10 protein-coding genes are annotated in these 13464 nt (G+C 66.1%); 3 read left to right on the top strand and 7 right to left on the bottom strand.

Translation table 11 applies throughout. From position 1 onward, the window contains the following. Positions 1 to 3: 3 nt before the first annotated feature. From CKO28_RS09210 to CKO28_RS09200, 3 genes are all read right to left on the bottom strand, one after another. On the bottom strand, positions 4 to 2397 hold the full coding sequence (locus tag CKO28_RS09210) for a hypothetical protein (protein ID WP_200340362.1): 2394 nt from the start codon (positions 2395 to 2397) through the stop codon (positions 4 to 6). A gap of 163 nt (positions 2398 to 2560) precedes the next feature. Next, complete coding sequence (locus CKO28_RS09205) at positions 2561 to 3976, bottom strand: tyrosine-type recombinase/integrase (RefSeq protein WP_200340361.1); 1416 nt, start codon at positions 3974 to 3976, stop codon at positions 2561 to 2563. After that, positions 3963 to 5219: a hypothetical protein gene (locus tag CKO28_RS09200; protein ID WP_200340360.1), complete on the bottom strand. Its 1257-nt coding sequence runs from the start codon at positions 5217 to 5219 to the stop codon at positions 3963 to 3965. Before CKO28_RS09200 ends, CKO28_RS09205 begins: the two co-directional genes overlap by 14 nt. Positions 5220 to 5909: 690 nt before the next feature. Here CKO28_RS09200 and CKO28_RS09195 point away from each other — a divergent pair. Next, complete coding sequence (locus CKO28_RS09195) at positions 5910 to 6965, top strand: replication protein RepA (protein WP_200340358.1); 1056 nt, start codon at positions 5910 to 5912, stop codon at positions 6963 to 6965. 604 nt (positions 6966 to 7569) lie between these two features. Here CKO28_RS09195 and CKO28_RS09190 read toward each other — a convergent pair. Continuing rightward, positions 7570 to 8097 (bottom strand): hypothetical protein, encoded by a 528-nt coding sequence (locus CKO28_RS09190; RefSeq protein ID WP_200340356.1) that lies wholly within the window; start codon positions 8095 to 8097, stop codon positions 7570 to 7572. 132 nt (positions 8098 to 8229) lie between these two features. Between CKO28_RS09190 and CKO28_RS09185 the strand changes: the two genes are divergently transcribed. Next, positions 8230 to 8934, top strand: a complete 705-nt coding sequence (locus tag CKO28_RS09185; RefSeq protein WP_200340354.1) for a hypothetical protein — start codon at positions 8230 to 8232, stop codon at positions 8932 to 8934. 208 nt (positions 8935 to 9142) lie between these two features. Then, complete coding sequence (locus CKO28_RS09180) at positions 9143 to 9514, top strand: hypothetical protein (protein ID WP_200340352.1); 372 nt, start codon at positions 9143 to 9145, stop codon at positions 9512 to 9514. A 182-nt stretch (positions 9515 to 9696) separates the two neighbouring features. Here the strand turns inward: CKO28_RS09180 and CKO28_RS09175 are convergent, their stop codons facing one another. The 3 genes from CKO28_RS09175 to CKO28_RS09165 form a co-directional block, all read right to left on the bottom strand. Further along, positions 9697 to 10686 (bottom strand): DnaA N-terminal domain-containing protein, encoded by a 990-nt coding sequence (locus CKO28_RS09175; RefSeq protein WP_200340350.1) that lies wholly within the window; start codon positions 10684 to 10686, stop codon positions 9697 to 9699. A gap of 2 nt (positions 10687 to 10688) precedes the next feature. Continuing rightward, positions 10689 to 11069 (bottom strand): hypothetical protein, encoded by a 381-nt coding sequence (locus CKO28_RS09170; protein WP_200340349.1) that lies wholly within the window; start codon positions 11067 to 11069, stop codon positions 10689 to 10691. Positions 11070 to 11273: 204 nt separating this feature from the next. After that, positions 11274 to 12617, bottom strand: a complete 1344-nt coding sequence (locus CKO28_RS09165; protein WP_200340347.1) for a replication initiation protein — start codon at positions 12615 to 12617, stop codon at positions 11274 to 11276. Positions 12618 to 13464 lie beyond the last annotated feature (847 nt).

Below are 13464 nucleotides of genomic sequence, written 5' to 3'. Positions count from 1 at the left end.
GGTTTACTGTCCTTCCGGGCACGCCGGGATGAACCCCGACTGCCTGTGGTGGCTGATCGAGCGCGAGACCTCGACCAGGCTGTCGTGCAGTAGCAGCTCCCGACGAAGGGCTCGGGTGGCGCGGCTCATTCCGGTCGTCGCTTCAAGCGCGTTGAGCGACAAAATACGGTCGTGATCCGCGACCAGGGGGTCGCGTGCGAGATCCGCTAGAAGCTGCGTAGCCACGGCTGGATAGCCCTCGTCCCGGAGGCTGATGGCTTCCATCCATCCCCCTGCACGGAGCGGGTCTGAGCGGTTCAATGCGTCCGCCGCGATCAAGCGTGCATAGTCGCGGCCGCACGCGGTCGGCAACAGACGCTGGACACAGCTGGTCGCACGGGCAAACCGGGACTGCGTGACGCAAGCCTCGACGGCCGGTAAAGACGCATCGCTGCGGGCGCCGAGCGGGCCGGCAGAAAGACGGTCCAGCAGATCATCGGGTATCGCTCCGCGCGCCAGTGCTGCACGAAGGTCGCTGGAGAGACCCTCCTCGAGGACTGCCGGCCCCTGGAGGTCGCGCCTGCGACGGTCACAGACAATCGCACTTTTTGCGGGACCCATCACAAGCACTGTGCAAGCTTTGAAGTTGCGCGGTAGCTGTTGCGCCAGGGCTGAAGAGTTCGTAGCCGACGGTGCTGCATTGACCAATAGGACGAGGCGACCCTGGTCGGTGAGGCGGTTACTGATCAGATCAATCGTCGCGTTTGAGAGAGGGCTTTGCCGGGATCCTTCCTGCAAGCTGAGGGCCGGCAGGAAAATAAGGTCGTAACGCCCCGGGCTCTGCGCCAGGACTTCCCGGACGTCACCGCCGACGATCTCCCAGCCATCCCGTTGCGCCAGATCCCCGTTGGCATCCGCCAGAGAGGCGATCACCCAAGCGGCGTTCGGGTCCGAGTCCGCAGCCGTCAAGTTGCTGGTTCGACTTAGAATGAGCCGGGCCGCGGCGCCGCTGGCCACGGGTCCAACAAACGCCCGGGAATCGGCATCGAGGTGCGCGATTGCGGCCACGCCCGCCAGTACCTCGGGTCGACTGGTGCCGCCGCGTTCCACGCTAGCCACCGTCTTGCCCGCGGATCTGACGTCGATCTTCTCGATCTCGGTTACTAGGTGAGTTGCGTGCGCCCCTGATCGTTGACTGAGGACGGTCATCGCCATCCCGACATCCACCTGTCCGTAGCGCTTCAAGGCGCCAGACGACTGATGCCCGGCCGCAATGTCGAGCGCCGGCCATGTGATGATCGCGTAGACCCCCACCAGCAGGGCCGTGACAGCGGTGCGTGCCAGCCCGCGGACGGCGGCAAGAGCCACCAGCCCTGCAAGAATGACCGTGAGTACGGACGAAAGTCCGCCTGCGGGGTACAGGAGCCAGAAGCTGGCGGTTGCTCCGGCAAGCTGGGAGGCCGGCATGAGCGCACCGCTGCAACGCACGTCGATGCCGCCCGGCCGGCGAGCCAGATACGTCGCCGCGATGATCGCCGGCCCCGCGAGCACACCAACCGTCAGAAGCGCTGGAAACTCCGCCGGCCAGGCGCCACCAGTGACGGCCTCCATCGTGCGGAGGGCGCGCGCCGCCGGGATCATCAGCGCCGGCGCGGCGGCGGCCGCGACCACGGCCACGGCGGCTGGCCAAGCGCGCGCACTGCGCGGAAGCCAAAGGCCAACGGCAGCCGCAGCGGTCGTGATCGAGGCGGCGCTTGCGGCCGCGGCCCAACCTAAGCCGGCGTAGTCAATCAGCAGCAGGGTCGAGGCGGTGATCGCCGCGCCTACAATCAGACCAGACAGAGCGACCTCCGGCCTGAACGTTGTTGCCATGGAAACGGAGTGCCGACCGGCTGTCGCCCCCGCGTAGGCGCACAGCAGGACAGAGGCGAGCGCGGCGGTCAGTAGCGGGGACACCATCCAGGGCGGCACCGGCATCAGAACGCCCACACCAGCGATCGCCGAGAGTGTTGCGAGCGCCAGGGCCGGTTGGCTTGTCGCGCGCTCCCCGGCGTTGCCAGCAATCTGTTGCAGGCCAGCGGCCACGAGCAGCGCCGGAGATACCAAGCACAACCAGCTGGTTCCGACACCAGCAAGAGCGAGAAAAACCGGGGCGATTCCAGCGAGCGGCAGGGCGGCCAGCACCCCCGGGCAGCGTCTGCCCAGCCCGAGCAGAACACCCGAAATCGCCGCGATGGCAAGGCCAACGACGATCAGCGATGCCACAAGGTTGGGGTCCGCCGGGATATCCCGGGAAACGCCCGCGAGGCCACCGGACAGCATCACGCCACCAGCGAGGGTGGCGATAAAGGTCAGAGCCGCATGCGCCCGGGCCGGGCAGCGATCGCGTCTCGCCGATCCTGAAGGTTTTTCGGTCATTCCATCGTCCCGTTCGGCTGCTTGCGGGAGATGGGTTCTGTTTTACGGTCCTGGCTCTACGCTTGGCGCGGTTCGAGAAAACACGGCCCCGGGAGTGCTGACTGGCTGCCGCGAGGTGGTGTTCGCCCGGAGCAGGATGGGCCAGGGGCGCCTGCCCGACCGCTTAGGGATTGGATGACCGCGCCCCGGCCGCTGGGTCGCGCGCGCGGTCTAGCAGGCCGCCGGCCGGGTTTCTCAGCACCTGCTGGGCCTGCCAGTACCCGACGACCGAGCGCTCGCTGGCATGGTCCGACATCTGCATCGCGTCGATCATGGTAATGTTCTGGCGGGCCGCCTCGGTGAGGAAGCCGGCGCGAAGGCCGTGCGCGGAGATCCGGTCGGCACTGTCGGCGTCAACCACACCTGCCTCCACCGCGCGACGCTTCACCACGCGATTGACGGTCTTATCGCTGATCTTACCGGAAACCCGGCCAGACTGCCCGAGGCTCCGGAAGACACGGCCCTGGTTAATGCGGGCGGCCTGGCACCAGGCATCGAGGGCCTGTGCAGCCCACCCCATGAGCGGGACCAGTTTGTCCTCGCGCTCGCTGGCGCTCGCGTCACGGGTTTTGGTGATCCCCAGCGAGACAAGGTACCCGCCCTCGACCGGCTGTAGCTGATCCATCCGGAGATTGGCGATCTCGCTGCGCCGCCGGCCGCCGGAGGCCCAGCCGTAGAGCAGCAGGGCTCGATCGCGCAGCGCTCTCAGCTGATCCGAGGTGAGCTCCGCCCGGGTGTCCGAGTCATCGGTCCCGGGGACCTCGAGCGCCGCTTCACAGGCAGCAACCATGGCAGTGATATGGTCAGCGACGATCGCGATCTCGGATTTCTTCCCCCGCCGGCTGCCAACCGATGCCGCCGTCTCGTTCCGAATTGTTGCAGCTCCCCGCGCGCTATCGGCCAGGGCCGCCTTCACATCCGGATCGTCGAGTGGGTTGGCTGCGCGCAGGTCGCGATGCCAGCGGTGCCAGGTCGACAGGCTCGCGAGGCGGCGCTTGACGGTGCTCGGGCTTGCAGGGCGCCGCTGTTCGCCGGGTGCTGGGCGCCGCTTCAGGCCCAGCTGCTCCATGCCATCTGCGATCCAGTCCGGCATGCCGTGGGCGGGATTGGTTTGCTTGATCGCTGGATCCCAGAGGTGATGAGCGATGAACGTCTGAACCACGCTCGCCGGCGTGGGCATGGGAAGCGCCTTGGCATAGGCGGTGAAGTGCCACCCGGCGATGTAGCGGAGGTCGGATGCGATCGCGCGAGCGGTATTTTCCTTGACGCCGCGGAACCGCATGTGACCGAGCGTCTCCTCGACCGAGGGGTCGAGCTCGAGATCGTCGTCCAGACAGACCCGCTTGAGCGTGCTTTGCGCGATCAGCCCCTGCGAGCTGTCCGACCAGGCATCAGACAAGTTGTCGACGACGTCAGACGGGGTGCCAGCGCGACCTGGTCGGTCGGCCATGGTTTCATGCGCGGGAAGCTTGTTCGGGTCCATGCCCTGAAGATGCGCTTCGGCGAGTCGCGGCGCAAGTTGCCGCTCAGTGTGCCGCAAGCTGACCGAGCCTCCTCGCGTCACCACCCGACCATACCAGCTGGCGGGCGAGCTCCTCCGTCAGACGTCCGAGGCGTCCGTCGGCGTGCGCGGACTTGGTCTCGGGGCTGACTGCATCCCGGGCGCGCTCAATCAGCCGGTCCTGTCCCTCAGGGTCGTTCGGCGCAATCTCTCTGGCGATCAAGCGCTCGCTTGGGCGTCCCGGCTGGCCCGCGCGGCGCGTGGGTACGAGGATCTCCTGGGCCAGGACCGCTGCGCTCATGATCGCCAGCTCACCTTCCCGTGCGAGCGAGGGGAACCGCCATCTTGGTCCCGATAGAAGGCGCGGAACCAGGTCGATGTAGTCTGGAAGATCGCCACGATCGCACCCCACGACGATCGCGCCAGCCACGGCGGCCCGAGTGTCGGCACCGGGCCGCTCGGCCAGCCAGGGCGTGCGCCGGTACTCGAGCAGAGTTGGTCGAACCGCATCTTCGAAATAGCGAGATCGACCGAAATTCCACGACCTTCCACCGCGCGCCTCGGGGTGTGAGAACCAGTAAGCGACGCCGTGGCGATGCAGATACACACGCGCGCCGTCTGGATCTCCTTGCACCGCGCAGGTGTCCGGCAGGAGTGCCTCAATATCGGCGCCGGCGGCCCCGCCCTGGAAGATGATGTGCGTGGGCTCGAGGCGGTCGATGACCTCCTTGAGATGGGTTGTACAGTGCCGCCGCATCGTCGCCGTGGTCCGACTGCTGGTACCCACGGCGGCGCTGCACAGGGTCCGGTTCATGAAGGCGAAGCACTGATAGAGGTTGCGCGGCGATCCATCGACCGGCAGGTCGCGGGTTCCGGGACCGGTCCCCTCGGGCATACCCAGGAGGGTGCGCAGCGCCTGCTCCGTGCCACCGAGGTGCGGGCTCAGATTGCGCCGGTCGCCCGGCCCGGGATTGCGCACCGCGTGCGCGCCGATGATGTCGAACTCGGCGCGCCGCTGAGCCATCGTCTGCGGCTCGGCCCCGCCCCAGTCGAGGCCTACGACCAGGATGCGCATCGGCTGGCCCTGCTCGCGCAAATCGAAGGCCTGGCCGACGTGTGGGAGCAGGCCGTAGGCGTAAGGATGCCGGGTGCTAGACCGGCATGTCGCAGCGTGGCCACAGAGTTCGTTCAGTTCCGAATCGAGGACGTGTTCCGTGAGGTAAGCTTCGACGGCTCGGGTGCGCCGTTCCGTGCCGTCGCGGTCGAGCTCATAGCCCTCCATCGTCGCCCCCCGTCGCCCAACAAGCCGTTGAACACTGTCGCTGCTGACATTCCTGGTACAAGCCGTATGCGGCGGGCGTGGGGACAGATTCAGCGTATCGTTTGTCCCTGGCGCGATCCTGTCCGGGACCGATTCTGCGCGCATCGGCCGGGACAGATTCAGCGCGCCTGTGGGCGAACGAGGTGAGCCGGCACCTTATCCACGCTGAATTGATCCCGCTAAGCGATGCTTCTGTCCCCAGTGTGCGATGCGTCTGTCCCGCACGCGGCCAGGTGGGACCAATGCAGCGAGCGGGACTCCAGGACCATGCGCTGAATCCGTCCCTCGGCAAACGCCCGGAAGCTCCCTACCGAGTCGCGTGCGCTGAAGCGGTCCCTGGTGCTGCGCTGCAACTGTCCCGCGACTCGTGGTTATCCACGCAGAATCGGTCCACCATTCCTATAGAGTCCCTATAATAAAACCTATACCGCGCGCGGGCCTGTCGGCGCGCAAAACCTGTGAATGGCCCGATAACGCTGAATCTGTCCACGAACTCGACGACCGAGGGACTGATTCAGCGTAAAACCGAGGATACGCCCTCAAAAAGTTGGGACACATTCAGCGCAAACCAGAAAAAACCCGTCGTCCTTCGCCTCGTTCTTTGGTAGGTCGATACAAGTATTGCTTGGCAAAAAGCCCGGGGATGGCGAAATGGCCGACATCCATCATCAACTTGCGTTGTTCGGTAGCGACACGTTGATAGAGCAAGCGCTGGAAGACGGCGATCAGAAGCGTGCAGATCAAATCCGCACAGCCGCAGCTATGATGCAGCCGCCAACCGAGGAAGAGCTCAGCTTTCTGCACAGCGGACTCTGCCAGACCGGGCTGCCGCACAGCCGTCCGTCCGACGATTCCCGAGCCTGGGTGCGCCGCAATGGCAACATCCGACTGGTGGTCACGCCCGGCTGGGGATCGGCGCGCGAGACCGATGAGCCGAAGCCGATTGGCGTGCCGTACGGCACCCGGGCGAGGCTGATCATGATCTACCTGCAGTCGGAGGGCGTGAAGTCTCGAACGATCCCTCTCGGGCGCTCGATGTCGGCCTGGATCAAGTCGCTCGGGCTCACGGTGAACGGCGGTCCCAGGGGCAGTATCACGTCCATCAAGACGCAGGTGCAGCGGATCGCGAACTGCCAACTCAAGCTCGAGTGGGACACCGTCGACCACCAGGGGCGGCTGATCGGCGAGAACATGCAGCAGTCCCACATCGTTCGCGGGCTCAGCATGTGGGCGGACACGCCGGGGCGAGAAACCTGGCCCAGCGAAGTCGAGCTCACAACCGAGTTCCACGACCACTTGCGCGAGCACGCGGTACCACTCGACAGTCGGGCGATCGCCGAGTTGTCGGAGACTTCGCTCGGGCTCGACGTGTACGCGTTCCTAGCCTACCGGCTGCCGAAACTCGACAAACCAGTGAAGCTACCCTGGATCGCGCTGATGACGCAGTTCGGCGCCCATTACGGCCGTGTCGCCGACTTTGCGAAGAGAATGCGACCGGTGTTGCAGCACGTCCAGCTGGTCTATCCGGACGCGAACATCGAGCAAGCAGACGGCGGACTTATCCTCAAGCCATCAAAGCCGGCGATCAAGCGCAGCAAGTCCGGTTACTCCGGCCTGAACCTGCCGACCCGGCCGGCGGATCGCGCCGAGGGACAAGGTCAGCGTACGACGAAACGGGTCGCGCCACTGGGGACGCGCCGCCCCTGATCGGCGCGTCTACCAGCAGTTCAGAGAGGCCCGGGACCGATTCAGCGCTGAATCGGTCCCGAGTCGCTTGCCAGGCCGGCCGGCTGGGCGGGCGCGTTATGCGTGTTTCTGCGCTGATGGGGTCCCTGCCCCGTTTCATGCCCGCAGCCGGATGCCGTGGTTGCGGGACAGATTCAGCGCAGAGTGAGTCCCTGGCAGCCGTGAGGGCTGAGCTATTCCACACCCGGTCGAGATCGTGCACTGCGCAGGAGCAGAACCCAGGGATAGATTCTGCGCAGAATCGGTCCCTGGGGTGGGGCATTGCCGCCGGGACGGCGCTCGCCGGCGCAGCGCGATCGTGGGGACGAGGCGGCGGGGACATCTGCTGCGCAGAATCCATCCCGTCCTGGCCTTCGGGTTCGGGCGCGCGGCGGCGCCGGGCGGTAGCTACGCTGAAACGGTCCCTATCGCACTCTCTGAGGCAAGCCTGACGAGTGCACGGCTCACCCGAGCTGCGCATCGCGTGCGATGATGAGGTCCCGGGCGGGGGCGGCGATCAACGAAGTGCGCTACAGGGCGGGACCGATTCAGCGCATCATCGGTCCCTGCCCGGTCCCGCGGCTGTTCAGCGGAGCGGTTCGTAGCTGCAGCGCATCGGGAAGGTGATGGCGCTCGCGACGTAGCCGAGATCGCTGTAGGTGTCGCGCTCATGCCGGGTTGCGAACGCGACGCCGGCTTGTGGGAGGTGCGTCGTCATCCAGGTCTCACCCGCATAGGTTTTCAGGGTCACGACCTTATGGTCGGTCGCGGCGATGACCCGTGCCTCGTCGGCTTCCGATTTGCGGAAAGCACTGGGCGATACGCCGTCGGGCTTGGTGTCGCCCCAGAGTACGGCGACCGTGGCATCGCCCCGCCCCTCGTACAGGAACGCTGGCCGGATGTTCGAGTAGCTGTCATCGAACTCGGTGATGCCGTCCTCGGGCTGGAAGATCGCGCCTCCGTCGAGGTTCGAGAGGTCGCCGTACTGGTGCCCGGTCCCGGACGGCGCCTCGCACCGCGCGATCCAGCCGTTGCCGGCCCGAGCGGTCGTTACTTCGAGGCAGAAGACCAGGGTCGCGACAAAGGCCGCCAGAGGGAGGGTGCACGCGCGCATGAGGTCTCTCGGTTGTATCCGGGACCAATTCAGCGCATCGGGGCGGCCTCGGTCAACCGGCCAATATCGCGGGACGCCGGGGCTGCGGCACTTCCACCTCCTTGATCGGTGATCTCTTGGATGGGTTGGAGCATGCGCTGGGGTTTGGCGCTCACGGTGGCGCTCGCGATGATGCTGTTGCTCACGCCGTGGGTGCGGGCGGCCGCGCCGGAATGCCCGCAGCCAACGCGGATCACCAGCAGCGTGAACCTTGTACTGCCCGAGCCCAGGCTGCGCACGGACGTCTCGTTCGCGCAGCTGAGGTCCCTGGGTGGGTCAGCGTATCGCCCCCACGGTGCCGAGGGCATGCATACCGTCGGGCTGGCTCGGAGTCAGCTGCGGACCAGCGTGACGTTCAGCAAGCTGACGCTGAACGGCGCCGGCGGGGCCTGCAGCCGGGTGACCCACATCCAGGCCCGCATCGCGCTCGAGAACCTGGAGGTCATCGTCGCCCGCGAAATCCCGCGAGGGACCTGTGGCTGGACGGTGGTGCGGGCGCATGAGATGGAGCATGTCTCGATCGATCGCCGGGTGCTGACGCGCCTCCGGCCGCGGATCCGCAGTTACCTCATCGAGGCGGCAGTGCAGCTCGGCCCGGTTCGCGGGCGCTCTGCCGAGGAGGCCGGCGCACACATCCGGCGGTACCTCGAGGAAGCGCTCGATCAGGTGATGCGCGGAATCGAGAAGCAGCGTCATGACGCGCACGCGCGTCTGGATACCCTGGACGAGTACACACGCCTTTCGACGGTCTGCGGAGGTCAGATCGGGCGCCTCCTGGGGCGGTATCAGCACCGCTGAAGCACGAGCTGCAGGTCTCTTCTTGGAGCATCATGCGCGTGAGAGAGTGTGCACGCCCTGCCCTGCTGCCCCACCGAAGCGGCGCCTGTGCGCGACCCGTTGATACGGGGCCTGCCGCGTTTGTTGCAATGGCGATTTGCCGGCCCCGTGTCATGGATGCAAGGTGCGGACCGCGAGCGGCTGTCAGTTCGACCGAAGAGAGGTGGTGATGTTCGGACGCAAGGACGTCACTGACAACGACATGCGGGCGATCAGGCGGATCGGCGGCGCGATCAAGGATATCTACCGGATCAATGACACCGAACGGTCGTCGTTGGAGTTCGATACCGAAGCCGAGAGCCTGGCGGAGATCGATCGGGTCGTGGAGGAGCAGAAGCAGACGTTGAGGAAGGCGCTTCGCGCTCTGGAAGAGAGGCCGGGTGTCGGGAATTTCGGCCCCTCGGACCGGCACACCAAGATGGTCCTGGCCCGTGTGCTCAGCAGCGCGGTGGTGTTCCGGGGCGAGAGCCCGGAGGCCGGCGCTATGCTAGAAAAGGACGTCCAGGAAGTCTTCGAAGCATGGTGCACGGGCCAGCTCTAGTCCGCGCCGTCAGTTGGTAAAAGCCATGCAGCCATCAGGCCTGCCGACCGGATGATCCGGATCACCCCAGCGGCGGCGCCTCCCGAACTCCCTGGCCGGCCGTGGGATGGGCGTTTCGCGGCCATCGCGCCTCGGGCGCTCGCGTGAAGAGAGCGGGTCTCGGTCGGTTGGCTTGGGCTGGCCTATGCCGAGCGCGCAAGGGCCTTCTCGTGCGAGACAGACACTCGTGAGACCGTTGGATCCTCGGCGATCCATAGCGCCCTCAGGCGGTCCGCGTAATTCGACCTCACCCAGTCGCCGACGAACCGGCTTGGGGCGCACAGCTCGACGCAGCCGTCGGATAGGCCCACGAAGGAGACGCGTCGCAACCAGTTGTCGAAGGCACTCTGGCCGATCTCGTCGCGCAGCCGCGCGCGCACGCGCTGCCAGCGCGGATCCTCACCCGTCTCATCATCGGCTTGCGTGGCTGCCGGATCAGGTTTCGACGGTGCTGACGCGGCGCTGGGCGCAGCCAAATGCTGCGCGACGTAACGGGCAAGCTGCTCGCGCTCGATCCCGTCCGCGATCGCCTCGTCGATGGCCGCCTGAACCATTTCCATGCCGAAGCGCGCGCACCAGCGCCGTACCATCCCCTCCGCGTCGTCTCGTTTGATGACGAACCGACGGCTGATCTTCGCGGCGAGCACCCCCTGGCTTTTTCCGCCATCCAGGGGCAGCAGGAGGGCGCTCTGTTGCATTTCGGCGCGAGCCGGTGCCGCGCGCTGATCTGGTGAGCCCGATGTCGCCGCTGCCCCTGCGCCTTCGTGCGCTGTCGCCGAGCCGGATCGCTCCGGCTCCGAGTTTTCCCGCCTGGACATCTGCGCCTCGATCCAGGGAAAGCCGTAGCGGGTGGAGCGTCCGCGCCCGCCACCGGTGCTTCGGGTGATCAACTGCTCCGCCTCCAGGCGGCTGAGGGCGGTGACAACGGAGCGTCTGCTGAGGCCGGTCACCTGCGCCAGCCGATCGAGCGATGGATAACACTGCCGACGACCATCGCGATCCAGATCGTCCAGCAGGGCGCGCATGACCTGGATGGCGCCCGCGCTCCCGGCGATCTCCGGCGTCTGACACGCGCGCGTTAGCTCCTCCCATTTCAGCCAGAGCGGCACCTTTTCCTGGTTGGCCGTCGTCATCGTTAATGACTTTCAGGCAGGGCCGCACGGGCGTCGCAGAGGAGGGCGAAGTGATCGACGTCCGGCGCGCCCTCAAGGCGCAGACGGGCCACCAGGCGCATGCGTTCCAGTTGCTGCAGGGCCTGCTCGGCACGCGCGGGATGCACGCCGCTGAGCGCCGCCAGGCGCTGCAATGACGGCCGGCACGGCAGGCCGCCGGTGCGCAGCATTTCCTGGGCGAGCGCCGAGGCGACCAGCTGCGCGGCGGGATCACGGGTGCGGGCGCTGGCACGCACGGCGCGCTGCAGCCGGCCCTGGACCTGGTGGCCGGCGGCCCCCACCGAGCGCTGGCGGTGCGGGCGCGGCTGGAAGTCGTTTGCGGGGGTTGGAAGGGTGTCTCGCATTGCGGCCTCCTTTGCTTCCGGATTGGCCGCGGCGGACGCAACTCCCCTGTTCTGGTCTTCGACCAGCTTGCCAGGAAACGATACGGCGTCTACAGTGACGGTGTCAGACGATCACGTAGGGCCGTAACGTCCGCCGCGTGGTTTAGACAGAAGGCCCGCCCTGCCCGGCGGGCCTTCTTGCTTTTCGGTTTCAACGCATCGCCATCATCCCTGCAACTCGAAGTCGGTTGCGGCCCGTGCGCAGACGTCGGGGGTGTCCGGGGTCTCGATCAGACGGCACAGTTTCATCTGATCGACCACGGCGGGCACCCAGTGCAGCAGGCCTTCCATGCCCATGGATGGCGTCTTGGTTCCAGGCCGGATGCGCCGCGCCATCGCCATCCAGGTCTTGCGCTTCTGAGCATGCATCTGGGCGGCCACATCCAGGGCGAGGCGCAGATCATCGCCGCGCTCGGGAACCAGCGCATCGACGGCCTGCTGAGCGGTCGCGCCCTCAAGCCCTTTCGCCGGCCCGTAATTGGCGTAGACATAATTTGCGAGGTCGGCGCCCGGCTTGGCGGTCCGGATTAGGCCCCCGGTCCGCGCGCGCCAGTGAGCCCATTCATCGACCAGAGCATCGACGTCGAAGGCTGGAAACTCTCGACACATGCGGTCAATCGTTGGCCGCGTGATCCGCTTGCGCGGTCCGTCGACATCCTCAGCATCCGGTGTGTCGGTTACGATCCGGTGGACCTCGCTCTCACTGTCGGTCGACACGCCCACGACCAGCGGCCGAGAGCGTTCCTCGATCCAGCCTGCTCGGAGGCTGGCGCGGAACTCGATCGAGGTCACGAAATTCTGCGAATCCCGGTGGAAGCGGGTGTCGATATCGAATGGCCCGTGCTCATCGAGGTTGCGCAGCGCCGGCCGCAGTACACGGCCCGCAAATTTCTTGAAGCTCTGGTAGGCTGGCGCGGTCGCCCCGAGGCGACGGCGCAGCTCATCCGTACTGACCAGCCAGGGCTCGCCGTTGCGAGCGTGATAGGCGATCTGTTCGTAGAGGCGGTGGGCAAACAGGCTGGGCAGCGCCGCGCTGACCTTGAGGTGGATGTTGACGTAACTCTCGGGATCCGCGAGCAGCGGCGCCATCTGCTTGTTGAACTGCCAGTAGACGTAACCTCCGCCACGGTTGGCGACGTCCGACATGTTCAACAGGTTCAGGCGCCGCGACCGCTCTTCGCCCGCCCAATAACCAACGATGACGACAGTGCGCTGCAGACGGAGCAGCGCGTCACCGATCTCCTTGTTGCCGTTCTTGTGCTCCCAGCCAATCGCGCGCTTGAGCTGCGCTGCGGTGGCGAAGAAAGTGCGCTCCGGATCCTCCTTCAGCACATCGAACGAGTGAGCCAGCATCACATTGAACAGCTTCCGGTCGACGATGCGCAGATCGTGATCCAGCACCTCGATCGCGTCACCGGCCTTCGGAACGGTCGCCTGATGGCGCTCCCAGGATCGGGGCTCGAGACTTCCGTGGAACCGGGGTTCTTCGAGTTGAGTGCTGTCGACCATTTCCGCTGCTCCAATGCCGCGCTGAACCTAGGCTGTGCCACGTCCATCTTGTGTGCAACTACCTTATGCGCCCCAAATTGTGGACCTGACGTGAGGGACCCGTATTGGGGCGCATGAAGGAAATTTTTGCTTAATCAGGTGCCCTCGTCGGGGCGTTGACCGGAAAAAGCTCAGAAATTTGACGGTGTTCCGGGTGCCGCCAAACTCGGGAGTCGGTTGTTTCGGGGTTGTCGAGTCCCGCCCGGTTTTCCGCGCTCCGCCCCAGCGCGGGGGTCCTGCCACACCGAAAATTGAGTCCACCTCACCTCCTCTCCCCTGTCGCGGCGCGTAGCAGGAGAATCTGTTTGGTTTTGGACTCAGGGGTATCGGGTGAAGCTGGCTTCCCAGTTAAGTCAGCGAGTCGCTTCACAGTTTCCTGCCAGCCAACAAAGATCGGAGCTTCACAGTTTAGCGGCGAATCAGTGTCGCGAGCGACACAGAAGCCGCTGGAGCAGCGGCTTTTCCGGCCCCCGCCCCGAGATGGGTGCCTGGTGCGTCCCGCACGGATCCAGTTTTCCATCATGCGCCCCGAGGAGGGGGTCCTCCGGAGATTGCGGGGCCGAAGGGCGGGCTCAGTCGGGAGCGATCCGCGCGCCGGGCGCGTGGCCCGGCGTCGTGCAGATTTCCAGGCTGCGCCCCGTGGACGGGGACCTGAATCGGCGTCTCGAAGAGCCCCAGGAATCAGTTTGATGCTCACAGTTTTCCGCCATTCGCCCCAGCGCAGGGAACCTCGACGTCACACCGGCGTGCGCGGATCGCTGGCGTCCTGTCGGGCTGGCGAATGGCTGCCTGAATTTTCCGCCCCTCG

Source organism: Rhodovibrio sodomensis (assembly GCF_016583645.1).
Taxonomy (GTDB): Bacteria; Pseudomonadota; Alphaproteobacteria; order Kiloniellales; family Rhodovibrionaceae; genus Rhodovibrio; species Rhodovibrio sodomensis.
This window is presented reverse-complemented; position numbering and strand designations above follow the sequence as displayed.